This is a genomic window from Gallibacterium trehalosifermentans (assembly GCF_042433055.1).
Taxonomy (GTDB): Bacteria; Pseudomonadota; Gammaproteobacteria; order Enterobacterales; family Pasteurellaceae; genus Gallibacterium; species Gallibacterium trehalosifermentans.
This window is the reverse complement of the sequence record NZ_JBHLWB010000004.1, coordinates 32886-58253: the sequence shown is the minus strand read 5'-3', so window position 1 is coordinate 58253 and position 25368 is coordinate 32886. Positions and strand designations below refer to the sequence as shown.

General features: G+C 36.3%; 27 protein-coding genes. 13 read left to right on the top strand and 14 right to left on the bottom strand.

The window, feature by feature from the left end:
• Nucleotides 1-7: 7 nt before the first annotated feature.
• On the bottom strand, nt 8-1369 hold the full coding sequence (dnaA, locus tag ACFFHK_RS04745; RefSeq protein WP_382370071.1) for a chromosomal replication initiator protein DnaA: 1362 nt from the start codon (nt 1367-1369) through the stop codon (nt 8-10).
• Between the two features lie 330 nt (nt 1370-1699).
• Here dnaA and rpmH point away from each other — a divergent pair, with 330 nt between their 5' ends.
• From rpmH to mnmE, 5 genes are all read left to right on the top strand, one after another.
• Nucleotides 1700-1834 carry a 50S ribosomal protein L34 gene (gene rpmH, locus ACFFHK_RS04740; RefSeq protein WP_013745661.1) on the top strand — a complete coding sequence of 45 codons (135 nt, stop codon included), beginning with the start codon at nt 1700-1702 and terminating at the stop codon, nt 1832-1834.
• A gap of 15 nt (nt 1835-1849) precedes the next feature.
• Nucleotides 1850-2209 carry a ribonuclease P protein component gene (gene rnpA, locus ACFFHK_RS04735; protein WP_382370068.1) on the top strand — a complete coding sequence of 120 codons (360 nt, stop codon included), beginning with the start codon at nt 1850-1852 and terminating at the stop codon, nt 2207-2209.
• Complete coding sequence (gene yidD, locus ACFFHK_RS04730; protein WP_382370066.1) at nt 2173-2436, top strand: membrane protein insertion efficiency factor YidD; 264 nt, start codon at nt 2173-2175, stop codon at nt 2434-2436. Before rnpA ends, yidD begins: the two co-directional genes overlap by 37 nt.
• Nucleotides 2436-4058, top strand: coding sequence for a membrane protein insertase YidC (gene yidC, locus ACFFHK_RS04725; RefSeq protein WP_382370064.1), 1623 nt, complete (start codon nt 2436-2438; stop codon nt 4056-4058). The genes yidD and yidC overlap by 1 nt, the downstream gene beginning before the upstream one ends.
• A 76-nt stretch (nt 4059-4134) precedes the next feature.
• Nucleotides 4135-5499 carry a tRNA uridine-5-carboxymethylaminomethyl(34) synthesis GTPase MnmE gene (mnmE, locus tag ACFFHK_RS04720; protein WP_382370062.1) on the top strand — a complete coding sequence of 455 codons (1365 nt, stop codon included), beginning with the start codon at nt 4135-4137 and terminating at the stop codon, nt 5497-5499.
• A 59-nt stretch (nt 5500-5558) separates the two neighbouring features.
• Here mnmE and accC read toward each other — a convergent pair whose 3' ends face one another.
• The 3 genes from accC to aroQ all read right to left on the bottom strand — a co-directional run bounded on the left by accC (nt 5559) and on the right by aroQ (nt 7948).
• Entirely contained in the window at nt 5559-6905 is a 1347-nt protein-coding gene (gene accC / locus ACFFHK_RS04715; protein ID WP_382370060.1) for an acetyl-CoA carboxylase biotin carboxylase subunit, read from the bottom strand.
• Nucleotides 6906-6974: 69 nt separating this feature from the next.
• Entirely contained in the window at nt 6975-7436 is a 462-nt protein-coding gene (gene accB / locus ACFFHK_RS04710; RefSeq protein WP_382370058.1) for an acetyl-CoA carboxylase biotin carboxyl carrier protein, read from the bottom strand.
• Nucleotides 7437-7495: 59 nt separating this feature from the next.
• Complete coding sequence (gene aroQ / locus ACFFHK_RS04705) at nt 7496-7948, bottom strand: type II 3-dehydroquinate dehydratase (RefSeq protein WP_382370056.1); 453 nt, start codon at nt 7946-7948, stop codon at nt 7496-7498.
• 219 nt (nt 7949-8167) lie between these two features.
• Between aroQ and ACFFHK_RS04700 the strand changes: the two genes are divergently transcribed.
• Together ACFFHK_RS04700 and trxA are read left to right on the top strand one after the other, a co-directional pair.
• Nucleotides 8168-9154, top strand: a complete 987-nt coding sequence (locus ACFFHK_RS04700; RefSeq protein ID WP_382370054.1) for a 2-hydroxyacid dehydrogenase — start codon at nt 8168-8170, stop codon at nt 9152-9154.
• A 147-nt stretch (nt 9155-9301) separates the two neighbouring features.
• A complete protein-coding gene (trxA, locus tag ACFFHK_RS04695) occupies nt 9302-9628 on the top strand; it encodes a thioredoxin (protein WP_382370052.1) in 327 nt (108 codons plus the stop codon).
• Between the two features lie 63 nt (nt 9629-9691).
• On the opposite strand, the gene ACFFHK_RS04690 is transcribed toward trxA, so the two are convergent.
• From ACFFHK_RS04690 to smpB, 5 genes are all read right to left on the bottom strand, one after another.
• Nucleotides 9692-10378 carry an NTP transferase domain-containing protein gene (locus tag ACFFHK_RS04690; RefSeq protein WP_382370050.1) on the bottom strand — a complete coding sequence of 229 codons (687 nt, stop codon included), beginning with the start codon at nt 10376-10378 and terminating at the stop codon, nt 9692-9694.
• Nucleotides 10375-11283 carry a DMT family transporter gene (locus ACFFHK_RS04685; protein WP_382370048.1) on the bottom strand — a complete coding sequence of 303 codons (909 nt, stop codon included), beginning with the start codon at nt 11281-11283 and terminating at the stop codon, nt 10375-10377. The genes ACFFHK_RS04690 and ACFFHK_RS04685 overlap by 4 nt, the downstream gene beginning before the upstream one ends.
• Before the next feature lie 163 nt (nt 11284-11446).
• On the bottom strand, nt 11447-12238 hold the full coding sequence (locus ACFFHK_RS04680) for a phosphotransferase (RefSeq protein ID WP_382370046.1): 792 nt from the start codon (nt 12236-12238) through the stop codon (nt 11447-11449).
• The gene (locus tag ACFFHK_RS04675) at nt 12231-13043 is read right to left on the bottom strand and encodes a LicD family protein (RefSeq protein ID WP_382370044.1); all 813 of its coding nucleotides are present in this window, start codon (nt 13041-13043) and stop codon (nt 12231-12233) included. Before ACFFHK_RS04675 ends, ACFFHK_RS04680 begins: the two co-directional genes overlap by 8 nt.
• Entirely contained in the window at nt 13030-13509 is a 480-nt protein-coding gene (smpB, locus tag ACFFHK_RS04670) for an SsrA-binding protein SmpB (protein WP_382370042.1), read from the bottom strand. The genes ACFFHK_RS04675 and smpB overlap by 14 nt, the downstream gene beginning before the upstream one ends.
• Before the next feature lie 144 nt (nt 13510-13653).
• On the opposite strand from smpB, the gene ACFFHK_RS04665 reads away from it, so the two are divergent.
• From ACFFHK_RS04665 to ACFFHK_RS04655, 3 genes are read left to right on the top strand one after another with little or no spacing between them, the layout of a single operon-like run.
• Nucleotides 13654-14961, top strand: a complete 1308-nt coding sequence (locus ACFFHK_RS04665) for an acetyl-CoA C-acyltransferase (RefSeq protein WP_382370040.1) — start codon at nt 13654-13656, stop codon at nt 14959-14961.
• The gene (locus ACFFHK_RS04660; protein WP_382370038.1) at nt 14961-17102 is read left to right on the top strand and encodes a 3-hydroxyacyl-CoA dehydrogenase NAD-binding domain-containing protein; all 2142 of its coding nucleotides are present in this window, start codon (nt 14961-14963) and stop codon (nt 17100-17102) included. The genes ACFFHK_RS04665 and ACFFHK_RS04660 overlap by 1 nt, the downstream gene beginning before the upstream one ends.
• Nucleotides 17103-17114: 12 nt before the next feature.
• A complete protein-coding gene (locus ACFFHK_RS04655) occupies nt 17115-17750 on the top strand; it encodes a class I SAM-dependent methyltransferase (protein ID WP_382370036.1) in 636 nt (211 codons plus the stop codon).
• 25 nt (nt 17751-17775) lie between these two features.
• Here ACFFHK_RS04655 and cpdA read toward each other — a convergent pair whose 3' ends face one another.
• The 4 genes from cpdA to ACFFHK_RS04635 all read right to left on the bottom strand — a co-directional run bounded on the left by cpdA (nt 17776) and on the right by ACFFHK_RS04635 (nt 20530).
• The gene (gene cpdA, locus ACFFHK_RS04650; RefSeq protein WP_382370034.1) at nt 17776-18603 is read right to left on the bottom strand and encodes a 3',5'-cyclic-AMP phosphodiesterase; all 828 of its coding nucleotides are present in this window, start codon (nt 18601-18603) and stop codon (nt 17776-17778) included.
• Between the two features lie 140 nt (nt 18604-18743).
• Nucleotides 18744-19376: an ADP-ribose diphosphatase gene (nudF, locus tag ACFFHK_RS04645; protein WP_382370032.1), complete on the bottom strand. Its 633-nt coding sequence runs from the start codon at nt 19374-19376 to the stop codon at nt 18744-18746.
• 9 nt (nt 19377-19385) lie between these two features.
• Nucleotides 19386-19817, bottom strand: a complete 432-nt coding sequence (gene psiE, locus ACFFHK_RS04640; protein ID WP_382370030.1) for a phosphate-starvation-inducible protein PsiE — start codon at nt 19815-19817, stop codon at nt 19386-19388.
• Nucleotides 19814-20530 (bottom strand): 4'-phosphopantetheinyl transferase family protein, encoded by a 717-nt coding sequence (locus tag ACFFHK_RS04635; RefSeq protein WP_382370028.1) that lies wholly within the window; start codon nt 20528-20530, stop codon nt 19814-19816. Before ACFFHK_RS04635 ends, psiE begins: the two co-directional genes overlap by 4 nt.
• Nucleotides 20531-20745: 215 nt before the next feature.
• Between ACFFHK_RS04635 and leuS the strand changes: the two genes are divergently transcribed.
• Genes leuS through holA form a run of 3 tightly spaced genes read left to right on the top strand, consistent with a single transcriptional unit; the run spans nt 20746 to nt 24915 of the window.
• The gene (gene leuS / locus ACFFHK_RS04630; RefSeq protein ID WP_382370026.1) at nt 20746-23328 is read left to right on the top strand and encodes a leucine--tRNA ligase; all 2583 of its coding nucleotides are present in this window, start codon (nt 20746-20748) and stop codon (nt 23326-23328) included.
• A gap of 57 nt (nt 23329-23385) precedes the next feature.
• On the top strand, nt 23386-23874 hold the full coding sequence (locus tag ACFFHK_RS04625) for an LPS-assembly lipoprotein LptE (RefSeq protein ID WP_382370024.1): 489 nt from the start codon (nt 23386-23388) through the stop codon (nt 23872-23874).
• A 3-nt stretch (nt 23875-23877) separates the two neighbouring features.
• Nucleotides 23878-24915, top strand: coding sequence for a DNA polymerase III subunit delta (gene holA / locus ACFFHK_RS04620; RefSeq protein WP_382370022.1), 1038 nt, complete (start codon nt 23878-23880; stop codon nt 24913-24915).
• A 14-nt stretch (nt 24916-24929) separates the two neighbouring features.
• Here the strand turns inward: holA and mutT are convergent, their stop codons facing one another.
• Nucleotides 24930-25337, bottom strand: coding sequence for an 8-oxo-dGTP diphosphatase MutT (mutT, locus tag ACFFHK_RS04615; RefSeq protein ID WP_382370020.1), 408 nt, complete (start codon nt 25335-25337; stop codon nt 24930-24932).
• Nucleotides 25338-25368 lie beyond the last annotated feature (31 nt).

The following is a 25368-nucleotide window of genomic DNA, read 5'->3' as shown; positions in this document are numbered from 1 at the left end:
GCCCACCTTAGGTTGATAATGTTCTAATAAGATTTGCGTAATCTTCACTGGTATTATTGTCTGAATCACGTAACTCAGCGATCTTGCGACACGCATGTAATACCGTTGTATGATCACGATCACCAAATGCACGCCCAATTTCAGGCAAACTATGATTGGTTAGTTCTTTTGCTAATGCCATCGCCATTTGACGCGGGCGTACAACCGAGCGTGCTTTACTTTTTGATTTTAGATCTGCCACTTTAATGCGATAACGTTCCGCTACCACTCTTTGAATATTATCCAATGTTACTGAACGATCATGCACTGCCAGCATATCTTTTAATGTTTCTCGGACAAAATCGATCGTGATAGGCTGACCAGTGAAATTTGCATTAGCACTGACGCGGTTCAATGCACCTTCTAACTCACGTACATTGGTGCGTAATTTTTGCCCAATAAAAAATGCCACTTCTTCAGGCAAGACAATATTACTTTCTTCTGCTTTCTTTAATAAGATTGCAACTCGAGTTTCTAATTCAGGTGGCTCAATCGCTACACTTAATCCCCAATTAAAACGAGATTTTAAACGCTCTTCAATCTTATCAATCTCTTTAGGATAACGATCTGAGGTTAAAATAATTTGTCGACCACCTTCAAATAAACTATTGAAAGTATGAAAAAATTCCTCTTGCGACCCCTCTTTTCCTGCAAAAAACTGAATATCATCAATCAATAATGCATCTAAAGATCGATAGAATTTCTTAAATTTTTCAATACTTTCTGTTTTTAAGGCCTTTACCAACTCTTGCACAAAACGCTCTGAATGAATATAAACAACCTTTGCATCTGGTTTATTTTTTAAAATACCATTACCAATAGCGTGCAATAAATGCGTTTTGCCTAATCCAGTACCACCATATAAAAAGAGAGGGTTATAACCTTCGTCGCCAATTTTTTCTGCTACTTTTTGCGCCACAACACGCGCTAATTGGTTAGATTTACCTTGCACAAAATTGTGAAATTCATACTTAGGATTCAAATTTGTTTTAAGTTTACTATTTTGCGAATTCACTACCTGCAATGTTTCTGCAGACAATGTCATTTCTCTTACAGGTGCTACATCTTTTACAGGGCGAGTTCCTTCACGTACCCGTACGCTAAATTGCGGGTTCGCTGTTAAAAAATGAACAATTTCTTCAATCTGAACGAGATATTTATCCTGCACCCAATCACGCACAAAACGATTTGGGGCGTAAAGTACCATTGTATTTTCTGAAATATCTGCTTGTAATGGGCGAATCCATGTACTGAAATCCAGCTGGCTAATTTTATCCTGTAACTGTAAAAGGCAACTTTGCCAAAGAGAAGCTAATCTGTGCTGTTCCATAGGTATGTAATATTAATTGTTAGCAAAATTTTTCAATAATCCATCTAAAACCGAGCGATATCATACAATAAACTCAGGTTAAGATCTTCTCAAAAGATCAATTTTTCTCGTCGGGTTTATATGGATTATTACGCATTACTTCATTTTCCTAAGTAAAAGCGATAAAAAGTAAATTTTTATATTTATCCATTTGACGAAAGGCAAATTTCTGATTAGAATTGCGTCCTCTTTTTATTATAACTTTTTGTTTTAATATCTTGCTTGGTTCAAAATAGTTTGAATTTTGCTTGATTATCCATATTAAAACGTCATTATTAGGTAGATTAGAAAATGAAACGTACTTTCCAACCTTCTGTATTAAAACGTAGTCGTACTCACGGTTTCCGTGCACGTATGGCAACCAAAAAAGGTCGTCAAGTTTTAGCTCGCCGTCGTGCTAAAGGTCGTGCACGTTTAAGTGCATAATCTGCTGATCCACGAGTGTCTAAGCTAGGATTTTCAAGGGAGTTACGTTTGTTAACTCCCGCTCAATTCAACTTTGTATTCCAACAACCTTTCAGAGCGTCTTTGCCTGAACTTTCTATTATCGCTCGTCCTAATACACTTCAATCACCTCGATTAGGTTTAACTATTGCCAAAAAATATGTAAAGCGTGCTAATCAACGTAATCGAATTAAACGCATTTGTCGTGAAAGTTTCCGTTTACAACAATGCCAATTACCGAGTTATGACTTTATTATTATTGCGCGTAAAGGGATAGGTGAATTAGATAATGCGTTGTTATTTAAAGCGTTGAATAAATTATGGCAACGACATCTACGTTTCTCAAAAAAATCTTAATTGGTTTAATCCGCTTTTATCAACTTTTTATTAGCCCATTAATTGGTCCACGTTGTCGCTTCACGCCAACATGTTCACAATATGGCATTGAAGCAATTCAAACGCATGGAGTGATAAAAGGGGGTTGGCTTACTGCGAAGCGTATATTAAAATGTCATCCTTTTGGTTCGTCAGGGTATGACCCTGTACCACCTATTGATAATCATAAACCACAGAGAAAAAAATAATGGATTCAAGACGTAGTTTACTTGTTCTTGCGTTGTTGTTTATCTCATTTCTTATCTATCAACAATGGGAAATCGATAACAACCCGCAATTAGCTCAAACTCAACAAGCACAGACTCAGGCTACTCAAACTGATACCCCAGCAAGTAGTAACAGTGCTATTCAAGATGTAACGAATAACAGTCAGTCAGGACGTATTATTACAATAGAAAGTGATGTATTACGTTTAAAAGTTGACACCCTTGGTGGAGATGTTGTTAAAGCACAATTATTAAAATATGGTGCTGAATTACATTCAAACACACCATTTTCATTATTAAAAAATACACCTGAGCATGTTTACATTGCCCAAAGTGGATTAATTGGTCCAAATGGTAGTGATAATGTTTCTGGTCGTGCAAATTATCAAGTAGATGGTGAGCATTTTGCTTTAGCAGAGGGGCAAAATGAACTTACCGTTCCGTTAACTTATACGAAAGATGGTGTTATTTACCGTAAAACTTTCACGCTAACACGTGATAGCTATGATGTAAAAGTTAATTTTGAGATCAACAATACCACTGCCACACCAATTCAAGTTCAACCTTATGCACAACTTAAACATACGTTAGTGGAAAGTTCTGGTAATATTGCGATGCCAACTTATACAGGTGGCGCTTATTCTTCTGCAGATACAAACTATAAAAAATATTCGTTTGATGATATGAAGAAAGCAAATTTAGATATTAAAACGAAACAAGGTTGGGCTGCTGTTTTACAACACTATTTTGTATCAGCTTGGATCCCTAACCAAGATGCAGAAAATCAACTATATAGTTCAACACAAGGTAATTTTGCTTATATCGGCTATCGTGGTCCAATAACAACGATTGCTAGCGATGCTACAGATACAATTACAAGTCAGCTATGGGTTGGTCCTAAATTACAAAACCAAATGGAAACTGTTGCCCCACACCTTGATTTAACCGTGGATTATGGCTGGGCATGGTTTATCGCAAAACCACTCTTTAAATTATTACAACTCATTCAAGATCTAGTACAAAACTGGGGGTTGGCAATTATTGGGGTAACTATTGTAGTTAAAGCAATTCTTTATCCTTTAACAAAAGCACAATATACCTCAATGGCGAAAATGCGAATGTTACAACCAAAAATTCAAGAATTACGTGAACGTTTTGGTGAAGATCGTCAAGCAATGAGTCAAGCGATGATGAAACTTTATAAAGAAGAGAAAGTAAATCCGCTTGGTGGCTGCTTACCACTAATTCTACAAATGCCAATTTTTATCGCGTTATATTGGACTTTCTTAGAAGCAGTAGAACTACGACACGCGCCATTCTTTGGTTGGATTCAGGACTTGTCTGCACAAGATCCGTATTATATCCTACCGCTATTAATGGGGGCATCTATGTTCTTATTACAAAAAATGTCGCCAACACCTGTTGCAGATCCTATGCAACAAAAAGTGATGACATTTATGCCAGTCATGTTTACATTCTTCTTCCTTTGGTTCCCGTCAGGTCTAGTGCTTTACTGGGTAGTATCTAATGTAATTACCATTATCCAGCAACAACTTATTTATCGAGGCTTGGAGAAGAAAGGTTTACATACACGTAAAAAATAAGATTTAAACAAATAAGGCATCTTCTACAAGATGCCTTAAATTTATGCAAAACTGAATTTATTTAGCAAAAAGAGTTATGGTACAAACAGAAACAATCGTTGCACAAGCAACCCCTCCTGGTCGTGGAGGAATTGGTATTTTACGCATTTCAGGCCCTCTGGCTAGTGAAGTTGCACAACAAGTTTTAGGGAAATGCCCAAAACCGAGAGTAGCAGATTACTTACCTTTTAAAGATAGTGATGGAACTATTCTTGATCAGGGTATCGCCCTCTTCTTTAAAGCACCAAATTCTTTTACGGGCGAAGATGTTCTAGAACTACAAGGGCATGGCGGACAAGTTATACTCGACATTCTCTTAAAACGCGTGTTACAGATCCATGGTGTACGTTTAGCTCGCCCTGGTGAATTTTCTGAACAAGCATTTTTAAATGATAAAATCGATTTAGCACAAGCAGAAGCAATCGCCGATCTGATTGATGCCAGCTCAGAACAAGCGGCACGCTCTGCCCTAAAATCATTACAAGGGGAATTCTCAAAACAGATTCACCAGTTAGTTGATCAATTAATTTACCTACGAACTTACGTTGAAGCAGCGATTGATTTCCCTGATGAAGAAATTGATTTTCTCGCCGATGGTAAAATTGAAAATTTATTAAATCAAATTATCCAACAGGTTGATCATGTACAAGCACAAGCCAAACAAGGCTCTTTACTACGCGAGGGCATGAAAGTCGTTATTGCAGGACGACCAAATGCAGGCAAATCTAGCTTATTAAATGCACTTGCTGGTCGAGAAGCCGCTATTGTTACTGATATTGCAGGAACCACTCGAGATGTCTTACGTGAACATATTCATTTAGATGGAATGCCATTGCATATTATTGATACCGCAGGTTTACGCATCGCTACCGATGAAGTGGAACGCATTGGTATTGAGCGTGCGTGGCAAGAAATTGAACAGGCTGATCGCGTCTTATTTATGCTTGATAGCACCACCACCAAAGAAACCTTACCCGAAAAAATCTGGCCTGATTTTATGGCAAAATTACCGCAATCTATGCCAGTAACCATTATCCGCAATAAAGCAGATCTGAGTGGTGAAACAGAAGGCATTTCATTAGAGAATGGTTATACCACAGTTACCTTATCAGCAAAAACACAACAAGGTCTTCAGTTACTCAAAGAGCATCTAAAAGAAAGCATTGGTTACCAAACTGTAACCGAGGGTGGTTTTCTAGCGCGCCGCCGTCATTTAGAGGCATTAAATCAAGCCACCGAACACTTGCAAAGAGGTCATGTCCAACTCACTCAATTCTATGCAGGGGAATTGTTAGCAGAAGAATTAAAAATGGCACAAAATGCGTTAAGTGAAATTACTGGGGAATTTACATCAGATGATTTACTTGGCAATATTTTTAGTTCTTTCTGTATTGGGAAATAGGTTTAGTTAAACATTAATGATAAAAATATGTCGGATAAAAATATCCGACATACTACTAGCTAATCATTTAAGCCAAGTTTCTTCTCCAAATAGTGGATATTTGTCCCACCTTGTTGGAAGTTTGTATCATTGAGAATCATTTCATGAAGAGGAATATTGGTTTTAATTCCTTCAATAATTGTTTCATTTAATGCCGTTTGCATACGACGGATTGCTACTTGACGATCTTCACCATAACTGATCAATTTACCAATCATTGAATCATAATTAGGTGGAACAGTATAGCCACCATAAATATGTGAATCCCAACGGATACCAAAGCCACCTGGTGAATGCAGATGCTCAATTTTACCTGGTGATGGTAAGAACGTCGCTGGATCTTCTGCATTAATACGACATTCAATCGCATGACCACGTACTTTAATATCTTCCTGTTTGAATGAAAGTGGTAATCCTGCCGCAATGCGTAATTGTTCTTTCACTAAATCTACACCAGTAATCATTTCTGTAACTGGGTGTTCTACTTGAATACGTGTATTCATTTCAATGAAATAGAATTCACCATTTTCATAGAGAAATTCAAATGTACCCGCACCACGATAACCAATTTCTTTACAAGCATTTGCACAGCGTTCACCAATATAACGGCGCATTTCTTCCGTAATTCCTGGCGCAGGTGCTTCTTCCACAACTTTTTGGTGGCGGCGCTGCATTGAACAATCACGTTCTGCAAGATAAATTGCATTACCATGCGTATCTGCTAACACTTGAATTTCGATATGACGAGGATTTTCTAAATATTTTTCCATATATACCATATCATTATTGAACGCCGCTTTTGCTTCCGCTTTCGTCATTGCAATCGCTTCTTCTAATGCACTTTCTTGACGAACCACACGCATACCACGACCGCCACCACCACCAGAGGCTTTGATAATGATTGGATAACCAATACGTTTTGCAATCTCTTTATTCTTATTAATATCTCGCCCTAATGGTCCATCTGATCCTGGTACGCAAGGAACACCTGCTTTTTTCATTGCCTCAATCGCAGAGACTTTATCCCCCATTAAGCGAATAACATCTGCGGTTGGACCAATAAAAATAAAACCCGAACGTTCTACTTGCTCAGCAAAATCTGCATTCTCAGATAAAAAACCATAGCCAGGGTGAATGGCATCTGCACCAGTTACCTCAGCGGCGGCAATAATTGCTGGAATATTTAAATAGCTTTTTGCTGAAGGTGCAGGTCCAATACATACCGTTTCATCTGCGAGTAGTACGTGTTTCAACATACGATCTGCTGTGGAGTGAACGGCTACCGTCGCAATATTTAATTCTTTACAGGCCCGTAAAATACGCAATGCTATCTCACCACGGTTGGCAATAACCACTTTCTCTAACATAACTTATATCCATGAGTTAAAATTTAACGACACAACTAGGGAAATCGTTGTATCGCATATTGACGGAGTTTATTCAATAACAATTAATTGTTCGTCAAACTCTACTGCATCACCATCATTGACTAAAATCGCTTTAACGACACCCGCTTTATCAGACTCAATACGATTCATCATTTTCATTGCTTCAACAATGCAAAGGGTATCCCCTACTTTAACGGTTTTTCCTACCTCAACAAATGGTGCCGCATCTGGGCTTGGGCTACGATAGAAAGTTCCCACCATTGGAGAGCGAATAATATGACCAGAAATAGCTTCTTTCGCTTCTGGTTGTGCTGGTTTGGCTACTGAATCAACGACGGCTGGCGCGACAGGCTGAGGAACAACGATTGATTGTGGCATAACAGGGGCTGGTGCGGCAGCAACATTACCACGACTAATACGCACAGACTCCTCACCTTCGGAAATTTCAATTTCCATAATGCCTGACTCTTCAACTAATTCAATAAGTTTTTTAATTTTACGAATATCCATAAATTTGATCCGTTATAAGTTAATTGTTTAATCGACAAACCACACGATTGTGGCAATGATTAATTTGCTTGTTGCTGCTGCAAATGTGCAACGGCAAACTGTAACGCATATTGATATCCTGCCGCCCCTAAGCCACAAATCACACCTACAGCAACATCGCTTAGATATGAATGATGACGGAAAGGTTCACGACGATGAATATTGGAAAGATGAATTTCCACAAAAGGAATTTCAACTGATAATAAAGCATCTCGCAACGCTACACTGGTATGAGTAAACGCTGCTGGATTAATTAAAATAAAATCCACAACACCTAAACTTTCATGGATTTTATTAATAAGTTTTTCTTCACTATTAGATTGGAAACACGTCAATTCTACACCAGATTGCCTTGCTGCTTGCTGCAGATCGCGCTCAATATCTTGTAATGTCTGCTTACCATAATGCTTAGGTTCTCTCTTCCCTAACATATTTAAATTTGGTCCATTTAACAGCAAAATACGAAATGACATAGTTCCCCTCTTCATTTTCTAAATGAAAAGCCAACATTATAATATTTTTCTCGAAAATCGCAGCATTTATCTGCTTGTACCACTCAATTTATTCTAAGTTTCCCTAAAAAGATTTCTTTTTTACCTCAAAATATCTCTTTTTCACGATAAAATCTGATTCTTAGTAACACTTCCTTCTCAAGACGCGGTAAGATACAACAATCAACAAGGAGTATTATTATGAAAATTGCTGTTTATAGTACGAAAAGTTATGACCGAAAATATCTTGAACTCGTCAATGTCAAATATGGCTTTGAGTTAGAATTTTTTGATTTTATGCTCAGTAAGCGCACGGCAAAAATGGCGGAAGGCTGCCAAGCTGTCTGTATTTTTGTTAATGATAATGCTGATCGAGAAGCACTTACGCAGCTCGCGCAATTAGGTATCCATACCGTCGCTTTACGCTGTGCTGGGTTTAATAATGTTGATCTTATTGCAGCAAAAGAGTTAGGTATTAATGTGGTACGTGTTCCAGCCTATTCACCCGAAGCAGTAGCTGAACATACTGTTGGTCTTATACTCACACTAAATCGTCGTATTCACCGCGCTTATCAACGCACCCGTGAAGCCAACTTCTCGTTAGAGGGATTAATTGGTTTTAATATGCACGGACGCACTGTTGGGGTAATTGGTACAGGGAAAATTGGTCTCGCGGTTATGCGAATTCTTAAAGGCTTTGGTATGAATATTCTTTGTTACGATCCTTACAAAAATCCAATCGCTGAAGAATTAGGTGCGACTTATGTTTCATTAGCGGAATTATATGCCCATTCACACGTCATCACCCTACATTGCCCTGCTACCGATGAGAATTATCACCTTCTTGATATGAACGCATTCAATAAAATGAAAGATGGCGTGATGATTGTTAATACTAGCCGAGGTTCACTAATTGACACTCAAGCAGCGATTGAAGCGTTAAAAGCACGGAAAATTGGTGCACTTGGCATGGACGTTTATGAAAATGAGCGTGATTTATTCTTTGAAGATAAATCCAATGAGGTGATTTTAGACGATGTTTTCCGCCGCTTATCTTCTTGTCATAACGTATTGTTAACAGGGCATCAAGCATTTTTAACCGAAGAAGCGTTAACGAGTATTTCTGAAGTTACCTTAAATAATATTGCACAACTTGTACAGCATAAGCCTTGTGCCAATTTACTCTAACACCAGTTATTGACAACAAAAATTTAACAATCCTCTATTACAAGAGGTCATGTTTTTTTAGAGAATAGTGGTATAATGCCCCATGTTTTTAACATTGCTTAAAAAATAGCGCATTATTTCTTATTTTTTTAACAAAAGGATTAAATTATGAGTGATAAAATTGTTTACTCAAGTGATGCAAATTTTGCTGCAGACGTTCTCCAATCAGATGTACCAGTATTACTAGACCTTTGGGCACCATGGTGTGGACCGTGCAAAATGATCGCACCAATCTTAGATGAACTTGCTGAAGAGTTTGCAGGTAGAGTAAAAATTGTCAAAATCAATATTGACGAAAACCAAAACACCCCTAGAGATTTAGGTGTGCGTAGTATTCCTACTTTAGTGGTGTTTAAAGATGGGCAAGCTGTCGCAACCCAAGTCGGAGCATTACCAAAACAAAAACTGGCTGAGTTTTTAAATAATGCTATTTAATTGATATTAACAAGTTATCCGCCACAAATATAATTGTTTGTGGCGTGATTTTATATAAACATTTTAACAGTTTAGCAAATTCAAATAGTCTTCAACAGTATCCATTTCTCCAGCATCATTGTCTTGTAGTAATAATGTTCTAACATTTAGTATGCTATCTAAAATTAATTTTCTAGGAATATCGTCCCAATAATATTTTGGATTACTTAAAATATCAGGCGTTAAATAGTTCGGTAGTGCTTCTTTAATTAAAAAACTATCTTTTTTATTCCAAAATGAGACACCTAAAAGGGAAGGTTTATGATCATTACTAACATCTATTCGTTGAATAGATCCATTTTCATTCATAATGGGTATCCATTCTTTCTCATTTTTAGCTCGCTGAATTAAAAAATAAGTACTACTTTCTAATTTTTCTAGAAAAATATTTTTAAATAAAACAACATCGGCATCAATAATATAGCTATCTGCAAAAAAATTAGCGATCTTAGAGAATGAATAAATACTATTATACTCCTTATAATTTTCATTATAGATAATATTACACTTATATTTATCAATTAAATATTCAAACAAATGAGAGTTATAACCAGTAACAATAAATATATTAGAAATATTCGCCGCTTGAAGAAATTGTATCGTTCTTTCTATATTAGGTATCGATGAAATTGGTAGTAATGCCTTATGGCTATTATTAATAAAATCTTTAAATCTACTTCCCAAACCTGCTGCCAAAATAATTGCATTCATTTTCCACCTCTCAAAAAAGAAATAACTATTGCACAAAAAACACTGAAACCACCAATAATATTTATAACAGTAAAACTATATGTCATAAATAAAAAAAACATAACCCATAATATATAGCTAACATTAAGGATTATTGCATATGATGCGCCAATAATACTTATCGAAGTGTAATAAAATAGATAAGATAATAATGAAAAAATACTAACTAAGATAAGATAAAGTAAATAACCACTCTCTAAAATAAATATTCTATCAAAAGAAAAAAATGTCAAAAATAATACAACACAAATAAATATTGAAATAATATATCTAAAAAATAGAAGTGTTTCAGGAGATATTGATTTAATAGAAAAATATTCACAACATACCGACTCACTCCCCCAAGAAAATGCACAGAGTAACGCTAAACCAATACCCAAAATAGAATAATTATCAACAGGTGATGATTCTATGGTTAAATAAAGACCAATAACAGACAATACAATAGAAATTACTGTTCTATAATTAAACTTTTTGTATAAAAAGAATAGTATCACTAAAGAAAATATTGGATATATTGCCGTAAAATAAGCTGTAACAGATATTCCAGAAAATATAATAGATAATATATACAATCCCATACCAACTGAGGGAAGTATCAAAAACAATGTATTCTGTCTAAGCACATAAATATTTTTAGAAAGATCTAAAGTAATTTTTTTAACTCTAAATAAAAGTAAAAATATTAGAGAAAAAAACTCTGTAGTAAGAAGCAAAACAATAGATAAAAAAAGATAATCATTACTTAATTCTTTATATAAAGAGGTTGCACTATCAATTAAAATTAAATTTATTGCCCAAAATAACCCAGATAGGATTCCAAAAATTTCCCCTTTAAAATTACAAATAAAATTTTTCTGTATCATGCATATTTCCCCTTATATTCTTGATATAAAGAAAATACTCTTTCTAAACGCTGATATTTATAATTTCCAAAAAAATCGCCTCTAGACTCTTTTGCTAATGTCCATAAATACCAAAGTGCATTTTGTAGGATTTTATATATAAGAATTTTTTCTTCTAAAATATTTAGTTGATAACGTGAAAGTAGGTGGGGGGGGGGGTATCAGCATTATTAGAAAATATATTTTTCACTTTAATATTCCACAAATCATAATAGTTTTCTAAAAATTCTTTTTCAATATTTTGTGGAAAACTTGACTCTTCAAATAATGAAGCAAGATCCCACATAGGATCATTTAATCCAGAATACTCCCAATCTATTAAATATAATTTCTTTTCACCTAAATTATCATCGCCAATAACAAAATTTTCAGCAACAAGATCATTATGGCATGGTGATAAATATACACCCAAATCCAAAAATAATTTTTCATATAATTGTAAAATATTGGATTCTAGCCCTAAATATTTTTCATCTATTACAACATTACTATCTAAAGTGAGATTTTTATACATAGTATATTCTTTTAAGTAATCCCACCTATTTTCAAATTTAATATCAGAGGCATGAATTCTGACTAATAAATCTAAAATAGTTTCTAAATATTCAAAAATATTGTAAGGAGATAATGTCTTTGCATTGTTAATATATTTAGTAATTTTATCTCCATTACTTTTATCAAAATAAATAACCTCAGGATTAACACCCAATTTACTCATTAATAGACTATTATTATATTCATATTGCCTATTAATAATTTTATTTGATGCCTTACCTGCAGTTCTAAATACAAATTTTCCACTTTTTGTGGTCAATAAATAATTTGTATTTGTCATTCCACCTATTCTGTTACAATCTACTATTAAGTGTTCTTCTAAATCTATTAAAGAACAAAAATAAGATATAACATCATTCATATATATATGCCTCAATTTTATGCCCAATTCTTTCACTTTCAGGTGGTAGAGTCATATAATCACCATATTTCTGTTTTAACAAATTATCATACTGCGCTGACACAGGAAACATATGCCCTTCAAATGGCAAATAAATTACATTATTAAAATCTTCTCTTTTATAAATTTGCTTATCTACAGGTGCATATACAGAAACATATTCAGATCTTTCTTGTTTGGTAATATTTTCTAATTTATTCATAAAAAAATATATAGAAGGAATTTTTTCAGAGAGTTTTTTAGCCAAAATATTTAAATACTTTCCATGCTTATAGAAATGAGATAATAATTTTCTATACAGTTTATATTGCTTCTGTTGTTTATTGGATTTTTCAGCATCAGCAGAGATATCTTCTAATATAAAAATATCAATAAAAACCCCATATTCAATAAGGTGGTTCTTCGTTTTTTCTATTAATAATGTATTTTTATCAAAGAACTTTACTAAATGACCATAAAAGAAATTTTTTTCATCATCAATACCCCATAGCTCATAATTATTTTTTAAAATATTATTGCTTTTATTCCATATTTCTACAAACTTTTCATATTCTTCCCTAAACATTAGAATATCAATATCATCGTCCCAAGGAATAAACCCTTGATGTCTTACAACGCCTAACATTGAGCCATATGCTAATGAATAAGAAATATTATTGTCTTTACAAACCTTATCAAAGGTTATTAATGTATTAAGTAAAAATATTTTATATTCTTGATGAGTTAATTTTCTCTTTATTTTCATTGCTAATTTAACGTCCTGCATTTTTCATAATACGATCTTTCATTAACTTCCATTCGCGTTCTTTAATATCTTCGCGTTTATCGTGCTGTTTTTTCCCTTTGGCAATGCCTATTTTGACTTTCGCCCATGCGCTTTTCCAATATAAAGAAAGTGCGACAATCGTATAACCATCACGGTTAGATTTGCCAAATAAAGAATCAATTTCTTTTTTACTTAATAATAACTTACGGGTACGAGTAGGATCACAAACTACATGAGAAGAAGCAACATTTAATGGTGTAATATTCGCACCAAATAAGAAAGCTTCTCCATGTTGAAAAATCACATAACTATCACCAATATTTACTTTCCCTGCGCGTAGTGATTTTACTTCCCAACCTTGTAAAGCAAGTCCAGCTTCAATTTCTTCTTCAATAAAATAGTCATGTTTAGCACGTTTATTTAATGCAATCGTATTATCTTTTTTTGTTACTTTTTTCTTAGCCATATTAAATATCTCTATCATTTTGGCGGTTATTTTACCTAATCACTTTTAGAAAAACAAAGAGAAGCGTCCCTATTTCCAGTTATCGCGCTCTAGTATAGAATGCACTACAATTTAATAATATTATTTTAAATAAGCGAGGACGTTATGTCTGAACTGCCGATTTTAACAACATTTCAAGGAGCTAGAGTCGCCGTCGTAGATGGGCTTCGTACTCCTTTTATTAAGCAAAACACACTCTTTAAAGAAGCTAAAGCTAAAGATCTTGGGGCGATGGTAGCCAATGAGTTGCTCAGCCGTTTAGCAATCCCTAAGCAAAAAATCGAACAAGTTGTCTTTGGGCAAGTTATTCAAGATCCTGATATTCCTAATATTTCTCGAGAAATCTCTTTACTACTTAATATGCCATTTGCGCAATCTTATACCGTCAGTAGCTCTTGCCCAACTGGCCTACAAGTATTGGTCAATTTGAGTAATAGTATTTTAATGGGCAATACGCATTATGCACTGGCTGGCGGCGCGGACTCTTTATCCAATGCACCAATTAGACTAAATTCACATTTAATTCAATTAGTTAGAGATATTCTTTCTGCTAAAAGTTATGAAGAAAAATATCGACTATTTCGTCAAATTAGTTGGCAGGATCTAAAGTTACAAGCCGTAAATTTAAAAGATCCGTTGACTCAGCTCTCTCTCTCAGATGTTTCCGAACAGATGGCACAAGATTTTCATCTAAGCCGCCAAGAATTGGACGAGTATGCAGCGAGATCACATCGTCTAGCACATCAAGCATGGCAAAGTGGCGTATTACGCCAACAAGTTATGGTTTCATTCCCTACGCCTTATGAAAAATTTGTCATTTCTGATAATCAAATTGAGCGCCATTTGAAGTCCGAATTTTATCAAAAATTTAAGCCATTTAATGGTAAAAAATATGGTACCGCAACAGATTGGAATACCTCTCACTCCTGTGATGGTGCCGCTGCCGTATTATTAATGAATGAGCACACTGCAAAAGCCGAAGGGCTAAATATTTTAGGTTATATCCGTCATTACACAATGACCGCTAATGATGTTTGGAAAAATATGTTTGTTGGGGTAACACACTCTGTTGCTAAAGTGTTAGATAATGCCAATATGAAACTAAATGATCTTGATTTAATCGATTTTCATGAAACCTCTTCTGCACAGATCTTAGCCAATTTAAAATTATTAGAATCAGATACGTTTGCCCGTCAACATCTCAATCGTTCTACTGCAATCGGCTCCATTGATATGAGTAAATTTAATGTTCTAGGTGGCTCACTTGCCTATGGCAACCCCCGTGCGGTAAGCAGCCTACGCCTAATTATTCAATCTTTATATGCGTTAAAACAACGTGGCGGCGGTACATCTTTAATTGCCTCTGGCGGTCTAGGGGGTATTGGTGGTGCGATGATTTTGGAGAGTGAATAATGGATATTAAGCAGCAACAACCCCAGTTATCACCATTTACTTTAAACATTGATGAGCAAAAAATTGCTACATTATTAATCAATGTACAAGATAAAAAACGCAATGTACTTTCTGCAAATTTTGTTACCGATTTAGAGCAATTATTAACCTCTCTTCCAGCGGAAACAAAAGGGTTGATTTTTCAATCTACGAAAGAAAATAACTTTATTCAGGGGTTTGATCTCAATAGCCTCGTTGAAAAATCTGAACCAGAACTCGAAAGCTTTCTGACACAAATCAATCTATTAATACAAAAAATCCAACATTTACCTTTCCCAACTATTGCTATTATTAATGGCGCTTGTTTTGGTATTGGCTTGGAGTTAGCCCTTGCTTGTCGCTATCGAATCGCCTCAGATAACATTCACACACAATTTGCGATGCCACAAATACGTTCAGGGATTGTGCCATTTGCTAATGGTATTTCTTCTCTTGTTGAACGAGTGGGATTAAAAAATGCGCTCTCTTTTTTGCTTTCTGGAGATAAATTAGATGTACATACAATGCAATCTTTAAATTGTATTGACGAAGTTGTTCCAGCAAGTTTATTAACCATTACTGCTTATGAGTATTTTGGCAAACAAAATTTTGTTAACAAAACCTTCTCTCAAACAGCACTATTATGGCAAAAAGTACAACATTATCTCCATAATAATATCCTCTCTCGCAAAATCTTATTTGATGCAGCAGAAAATAAAGAGTGGCTAGGGCCTATCGATAACTATCCTGCGATGTCCAAAATAATAGAGATTTTAAAACAGCCTACACAAACACAACGTTTGGAATCGGGAAAACGTGCTTTTATTGAACTCTTTAATAGTGAAAATTCACGTGTATTGCGTAATCTTGCGCAAACCAAACGCGCTATGCGCCTACAATATGAAACTCGTGGTAATGTCCGAGACGTCAACAAATTAGCCATTATTGGCGGTGGCTTTATGGGCGCTGGTATTGCCTATATTACTGTGCGTAATGCCCGTATTCCAGTAAGAATCAAAGATATTCACCCGAGTGGTATCACTAAAGCATTGCATATGACCCATTCTCTTTTACAACGTGAAGTGAGTAAAAAACTGTTATCTTCTGGCGAAATGCAACAAATGATGTACTTAATTTCTGGTGGAGAACGTTTTCTGGCTGCACCAGATGCAGATTTTGTCATTGAAGCCGTGTATGAAGAGCTAGATGTAAAACAACGTGTCTTACAAGAGAGCGAGGATTTTTATGGTGAGAATACGATTTTCGCAAGTAATACTTCCACATTATCGATTGCCGAGCTTGCAAGTGTAGCCAGTCGCCCTGAAAATGTCATTGGTTTCCACTATTTCTCACCTATTTCACAACGAAAAATGTTGGAGATTATTCCTCACAAAACAACATCTGAGAAAACCATTGCAACCGCTATTCATTTTGCAATTCAACAAGGCAAAATCCCATTATTAGTCGCAGATAAACCAGGCTTCTTCGTTAATCGTATTTTGATCCCATATCTATTAGAAGCATTCTACTGCTTATGTGATGGAGAGGCTGTCGATTTTGTTGACCGTGCGTTACAGGAGTTTGGTTTTTCTGTCGGTCCTTTAGCCATGCTAGATGACTTTGGTTTAGATTTATTGGCTAAAATGTTGCCAAACTTAGAACAACATTACGGCAAACCTTTTGCTGTGCCTGCTAAACTCGGCAATTTATTACGAGATGATCGTAAAGGGCGTAAAAATCGCCGTGGCTTCTATCTTTATAATTCACAAACCGAAGAACGTACCATGGTTGATAAGAGTATCTACTATGTTATGGAAACGATCTCTGAAAATAATCTTGAAGCAGAACAGGTCGTTCGTCGCTGTATTTTAATGATGTTGAATGAAGCTGCACGTTGCTTACAAGAAGGGGTAATTAGCAGCCAAGATGAAGGAAATATGGCTTCTGTATTAGGGGTATTCTTCCCTGAGTTCCGCGGTGGTATTTACGCTTATATGCAATATATCGGAGCAACTTCGATTGTTAAAGCATTGAATGAACACGTTGTCCTTTATGGCGATCGTTTCCAACCATGTGAATGGTTATTAGAACAAGCAGCCAAAGAACAACAAACAAAACACTAATCAGGATATATCATGGTATCAGCAGCACGTTGGAATTATTACAGTAAAATCTATAATTTTTTCTTACGTGCTGCCGATAATATGCGTCAAAGTCAATTTGCCCTCCTTGATCAACAGCAGATTTGGACGGATTCGCCACAACATATTTATCTTGCTGGAGCAGGAACAGGGTTAGATCTCCCTTATCTTGCAACACGTCTCGTGCCGCAAAGTAAACTCACTTTAGTTGATTTTTCTGCCGAAATGTTAGCGAAAGCAGAGAAGCAATTACAACAACAACATTATTCTTGGCAAGTTACCACTCAAGTAGGTCGTGCAGAACAGAGTGGATTAGCTGATCAAACTTGCGATCTCGTGTTATTACATCTGATTTTAGCCGTAACCTCTACGCCAGACGCATTACTTGCAGAAGCTGTCCGTGTATTAAAACCAAATGGTGTCATCTCTTTGTGGGATAAATTTTTACCTGATGGGCAACAAGCAGGTTATTGTCGAAAAGGATTTGATCGCATCACAAGTGCATTAGGAACAACAATCAATCTACAGTTACAAAATTTAATTACGCCGTTACCATTAGTGATTGAACGACGTGAATTTTGTCATTGGGGATTAATGCAACAAGTCGTATTACGTAAAATTAGCGCGTAATACGACTATGTTGCGACAATTTGTTTTAATAGCCACTCATATTATCTTTAGGAATAAAAATTTTTTCCTTAATACGATTAACTTTTGTTTCTAATCGCCCATCAGGATAAAGCGTAATTTCTCGCCAACCAGGTTGCAAATTATCTAAAGTAAAGTGCGCACAATCTGGTTTAAATTGAATACAAGTTGATGGTGTAGCAAACACGGGGATTCCCAACCATTCTGCATTCACCTCTTGGTGGATATGACCGTAGATAATGCCTTTCACTTTCTGATGTTTTTGTAATACTTCAGAAAAATCATATGGATTTCTTAAGTTATGTTGATCCAACCAAGCTGATCGCGTCGGTAATAAATGGTGATGTAATACCACTAAAGTATTTCGCTCTGGATACATCAATAAATGTTGCTCTAGCCAAGCTAGCTCTGACTCACTCAACATACCATGCGGTACCCCATACAACTGGCTATCTAACAAGAGAATCTGCCAATTTTCACCAAGTAACAGATGTTTATGTGGTTGAATAATGGCTTTGTAAACCTCAAATACGGCTTCCATTTTTGGTTGAAAATCGTGATTACCTGGAATCCAAAACACTTTTTTGCCTAATTGAGCGATTTCTTTCACAAAACGGTGATACGCTTCTTCGCTACTATCCTGAACGAAATCCCCTGTTGCAAGAATAAAATCACTCTCAAATTCAGACTGTTTTATTTCTCTTAATACCTGCTGGAAACTAGCAAAAGTATTAATGCCCAGCAACTCACCTGTTGACTCGGCAAATAAATGCGGATCTGTTATCTGGAGCAATCGAATCACTCCCTCCGACTCATCTTGAAATAGATCTGACATAATGCCCCCTAAAATATTTTCAAATTACTATTGACTACTTTAGACTTTTCAATAAAAAAGTCAGTAAGAAAATAGTAAAAATGTTAGTTTCCGCACATTTTTGTCAAAAATTTTTTAGAAATAACTGTTCTATCACAGATTTACTGCCATAACTGTTGCAATTTCACATAATTTAATTGCAACCATTGCAAACCAATTACCGCGACACCGTTATTAATTTTTCCAGATTCTAACCACTGGTAAGCGACTTCTCGTTGCACAACATGAACACAGATATCTTCATTTTCCTCTGGCACCCCATAAATCCCACCTACTTGGCTAGAATCTACTCGTCCAGCAAATAAATGGATACGCTCTGACATTCCACCTGGACTATCCCAAAATTGCATAATCGGATAGAGTCGCGTTGGCTTCACACCAGCCTCTTCTTCACTTTCACGCATCGCTACTTCATCTGGTTGTTCACCCGTTTCAATCATTCCTGCAACTAATTCCAATAACCAAGGTGAAGCATGAGATGTTGGATTAACGGCGCCAATTCTTACTTGTTCCACCAGCACAACATTGTCTCGTTGTGGATCGTATAAAACAACGGCAGTAGCTTCATTTTTCGTTAAAACTTCTCGTGTTACAACACCGCTCATTTCACCTGAAAATAAGCGATGGCGGAATTGTACACGTTTCATAGTATAAAACCCTTTAAACACCACTTCGTCATGTAATATTTCAATATCTTTTTGCCCATACTGGCGAATAATGAATCCGGATTCCATTGTTAACTCCTATTTTCTTTTCTCTGCTATATTCGCTAAAAATAATGCCCCTACCATCAATAAAATGGCAGCCGAAATTGCTAATGTACCTAACGCACTAGAATGATCAACGATAATTAAACGAATCATTGCCGTGATCCCAATATATAAAAAATAACGCAATGGAAAGTGAAAACCTGCATTAAAGTATTTCACAATCAATGCAAGAAACTCAAAATAGAGAAAATAGACAACAATCCGCTCTGCCAGCACATAGGCAATCGTGGTATCACTGGCTTTCAACACTAAAATTTCAGCTAATTCAAATGTTTGTTTACCTAGCAAACACACTAAAATCACAGCAAGTACAATCAAAGCAACATTCAAGATCCATTGTAAAATATTAGCGAATTTCGCCACAAAACGATGTTGGTGCTGTTGATCAAAATGCTCTTCTGTCATGATAACTCCCTATTTACGACACAATAATCACTAAAACTAAGATGCACTTTTTGCAAAGTCTCATCACTCCATTGATAACAATAAAATTGTTCTGCTGAGAATTGTTCAACAAAACAAGCTAAATAAAATGGTAACGATTGGCAAAAACGTAAGAGCCCATTAGGGGCATCTGACGTGATGAAGGTTGCTTGTTGTGGTTGAAAAGTAACTTTCGAAATCGCCCCAATTCCCCGACCTTTCGCTTTTAAAATCGCCTCTCTGGCACACCAACTCAAATAAAACGCAGTTGCTTGATCGTCTTGTTGTTGCCACCATTGCAACTCTTCCTTTTGAGCATAATAACCCAGTAAACGTTCAAATGAACGTTTTTTACTTGGTTGTTCAATATCAATCGCCACCACCTCCTGCGCCGCACTCTGCTTAGTAACAATGACAGCTACCCACTCACCTGAATGACTAAAATTAAAATCAATACCTGATGAGATTAAATAAGGACGTCCATTTTCATCTTTAGAGATGCCTTGAAAAAACAAATTTTCACAGCCTATTTTCTGCAATATTTCCCATAGCAAAAAATAAGCAACTTGTCGTTGTTGCTTCACTTTGGGTAACAGAGTTTTCTGCGAATTTGCATCAGAATAAACAAGAGGTGGCTGTAAATGAAATGGATAAGTTTGCTGGAGATTTCCCCACGCGATAAAAACATCAGACATAATATGATTATCATTTAAAACATAATACAAGTGTACTCAAATTTACCGCTAATACCAATAAGAATTCTCAGATCTAAGGTGATTTGTTTTTATCTGTACTACAGGCAAAAATTGTCATAAACCCTATTAATTACCCGCATTTTAAGCTATTCTATACCACATTTTTTAATTCTAAATATTCCTTTAAATTTTGGTACTAAATAGGACAACTTATCATGCAAGAACAATATCGTCCCGATGTAGTAGAGAGTCGAATTCAACAATTCTGGCAAGACAATAAAACCTTCAAAGTTCAACAAGATCCACAAAAAGAAAAATATTACTGTTTATCTATGTTCCCTTACCCATCTGGTCGTTTACATATGGGACATGTTCGCAATTACACCATTGGCGATGTGATTTCGCGTTATCAACGTATGAACGGTAAAAATGTCTTACAACCCATTGGTTGGGACGCGTTTGGTTTACCTGCAGAAAATGCTGCAATCAAAAATAAAGCCGCGCCCGCGACTTGGACTTACGACAATATCGAATATATGAAAAACCAACTCAAAATGTTGGGATTCAGTTATGATTGGGATCGCGAAATTGCAACCTGTAAGCCTGAGTATTATAAATGGGAACAATGGTTCTTCACCGAACTCTACAAAAAAGGATTAATTTATAAAAAAACCTCAACCATAAACTGGTGTCCAAACGATCAAACGGTATTGGCTAATGAGCAAGTTAATGAGGGCTGTTGTTGGCGTTGTGATACCCCAGTGGAACAAAAAGAGATTCCGCAATGGTTTGTGAAAATTACTGACTATGCAGAACAATTATTACAAGGTTTAGATCAACTACCAGATTGGCCAGATCAAGTCAAAGCAATGCAACGCAACTGGATTGGTCGTTCAGAAGGGGTAGAAATTACTTTCAAAATGCAAGGCAGTGATGAAACTGTAACCGTTTATACCACGCGTCCTGATACCTTTTATGGTGTTTCATATTTAGCCGTTGCGGCAGGGCACCCACTTGCAGAACACGCAGCGCAAAATAATCCTGAATTAGCGCAATTTATTCAAGAATGCCGTAACACCAAAGTTGCCGAAGCTGAATTAGCAACAATGGAGAAAAAAGGAATGTTTACTGGTCGTTATGCTGTACACCCAATAACGGGCGAAGCGATACCAGTTTGGGTTGCTAACTTTGTCTTAATGCATTACGGTACGGGTGCCGTCATGGCCGTACCTGCACACGATCAGCGTGATTATGAGTTTGCACAAAAATATCAATTACCACTGAAACCTGTCATTAAACCACTTGATGGAAGTGAATTAGACCTTAGCCAAGCCGCTTATACTGAACATGGTATTACCATGAATTCTGCCGAATTTGATGGTTTAGACTTTGCGCAAACTTTCAATGGTATTGCGGATAAACTTGAGGCAATGGGTGTAGGGAAACGTCAAGTAAATTACCGCTTACGCGATTGGGGAGTGTCTCGCCAACGTTATTGGGGAACGCCAATTCCAATGATGACCCTCGAAAATGGTGAGGTTGTTCCTGTTCCATTGACAGATTTACCAGTGGTGTTGCCTGAAGATGTTGTTATGGACGGGGTACAAAGCCCGATCAAAGCAGATCCTAATTGGGCAAAAGCGACGTACAACGGACAACCTGCATTACGTGAAACGGATACATTCGATACCTTTATGGAGTCTTCTTGGTATTACGCACGTTATACTTGCCCACAATATCAACAAGGTATGTTAGACAGTGAAGAAGCCAATTATTGGTTGCCAGTTGATCAATATATCGGTGGTATTGAACACGCGACAATGCACTTACTCTACTTCCGTTTCTATCATAAACTCTTGCGCGATGCGGGATTGTTAACGAGCGATGAGCCTGCAACGAAACTATTGTGCCAGGGTATGGTATTAGCAGATGCTTTCTATTACACCTCACCAACCAATGAACGCATTTGGGTATCTCCAACACAAGTTACTATTACACGTGATGAAAAAGGGCGCATTATCAAAGCTGTTGATACTGAAGGTCATGAACTTGTGCATGCTGGCATGACTAAAATGTCTAAATCGAAAAATAACGGTATCGACCCCCAAGAAATGGTTGAAAAATATGGTGCTGATACCGTCCGTTTATTTATGATGTTTGCTTCGCCAGCGGAAATGACGCTTGAGTGGCAAGAATCTGGGGTTGAAGGGGCAAATCGCTTCCTACGTCGCTTATGGAAATTAGCCTATGACTACCAACAACAGCCTGCAACAGGTGAACTTGATGTCAACGCACTCAATGCAAAACAAAAAGCATTACGTCGTGATTTACATAAAACTATTGCCAAAGTGAGTGATGATATTGGGCGTCGCCAAACATTCAATACTGCTATCGCTGCGATCATGGAGTTAATGAATAAATTAACCAAAGCGCCACTTGCTAGCGAACAAGATCGTGCAGTAATGAAAGAAGCATTAAATGCGGTTGTTAAAATGCTTTACCCAATTACCCCACATATCTGTTTCCAATTATGGCAAGATCTCGGTAACCAAGCGTCTATCGACTTCTCACCATGGGTTGTAGCTGATGAAAAAGCGATGATTGATGATGAAAAATTAGTCGTAGTACAGGTAAATGGTAAAGTGCGTGGTAAGGTTACGGTACCAGCAACTGCGTCAGAAGATGAAATCAAAGCCACTGCTATGGCAGATGAAAATGTACAAAAACATTTAGCAGGGTTAAATATTATTAAAGTCATCTATGTACCAGGTAAATTACTCAGTTTTGTTGCTAAATAATGACGAATGCCATAGTTGTAATAACACCACTATGGCATATCACATCAAGGAACCCTTATGAAAAAGCTAAAACACATTTTAATTTTATCTGTAACCTTATTGTTATCTGCTTGTGGATTTCATTTTGCTAATGATGCCCTCTCTCAATGGGTGTTCAGTGAGGTGCAATTACAAACTGGAGATAAATATAGTGATATTGCCTTGGCAATGAAAAAAGAGTTACGTTCTCGTGGCGTAAATTTAGTTGAACAAGGAAATGTACCTATTTTACGCCTCAATGGTACATCTACTGATGATAAAGTTGCCTCGGTATTCAAACAAGGTCGCGAAGCAGAAAGTTTGTTAACTTTATCGGTTAGCGCCTCATTACAAATGCCAGATAACAAACGCTATCCAATTAACGTTCAAGTTTCTCGAACATTTTTTGATAACTCTCGTGCAGCATTAGCAAAAAATGCTGAACAACGCGCGATCTGGAATGATATGTATCGTCAAGCTGCACAACAAATTGTGATCAAGATGATCAGCGTACAACAACAATATTAATTGATGTTAGTTAGGATCTTTGCCAATAAACTTTCTTATTCACTACAACAGCAGGCTTATTTAGGCTATCTGTTAGTAGGGCAAGATCCTTTATTATTAGAAGAAAGTAAAGCCACCATTCTTGAATTTGCTAGACAACTTGGCGTGGAACAAAAACAAGATGTTGTGATTGATAGCTCAACAGATTGGTCGCATTTATTTAGTGAATTGCAGACTTTCGGGCTATTTTCTCATAAGCAAATTTTCTTTCTTACCTTACCAGAAAATCTTACCACTGCTATACAGCAGCAATTACAACAATTAGTCTCCTTATTTCATTCTGATATTATTATTGTCTTACAACTCGCGAAATTAACTACTGCGATTGAGAAACAGGCTTGGTTCGTCGCATTAACGCAATTACCGATTTTACAAGTTAACTGCCAGACACCTACCATTGAACAATTACCACAATGGATTCAACAACGTGCAAACGCGATGTCCATTGAATTAGAGCCTGCTGCAATAGAATTACTGGCATATAATTACGAAAATAATTTAGCTGCACTTAAACAAGTATTGCAACTAATGCAATTATTGTATCCTCAACAACACATCACGCTATTAAACGCAAGCCAGTGCATTGAGCAATCTGCTGTATTTAGCCCTTATCAGTGGGTAGATGCCATTTTGCAGGGCAAAAAATATCGGGCAGCACGCATTCTTGAGCAGTTAGAAAATGAAGGTGATATTCAACCTGTAATGTTATTAAGAATTTTACAAAAAGAGTTATTTTTGTTATTGCAATTAGGTTGTGATTCTCAGGCTAAAATCCACCCTCATCAATCCCTGATGACAAATGGATTAAAAGAACGTTTTGACCAACTGCGTATTTGGAAAAATCGTCGCCCCCTCTATTCAGCGACGATCCAACGTCTAACCTATCAACAGCTATACCATTTGATTCATCAATTAACTGAAGTAGAGAAAGAGTTAAAACAAAATAACGAAACAAAGGTGTGGCAAAAATTGCAAGAAATTTCGATTAAAATGGCTAGCTAATCTTAATTAGATAGCTATTCTTGTTCTGTTTCCGCTAATAAACGTTGAATAATTTTTACATTTGCGGGTGGAAATTGTCCAATGTCCAGTTGTTTCTGCTCAAGCCAAAAACCTTCTTGTCCTTCACGTCCAAATGGCTCTCCCACCCACTCTTCCACTAAATAAAAATAAAAAGAAATCACTTTTGTTGGATATTCAAATTGGAAATGTTCATACAACTTAGCATTTAAAACAAATATACCTATCTCTTCTTCCAATTCCCGTTTCAATGCTTGTTCTGGCGTTTCCCCTTTATCAATTTTACCCCCAGGGAATTCCCACGACTGCGCAAAATCTTTTCCCTCCAACCGCTGGGTTAGATAAATCTGTTTAAATTCATTACGGATAATACCCGCCGCGACTTTTACTAAAGGTTTTTGCATATATTTCTCTTTTTCATTTAGATAAAAATAA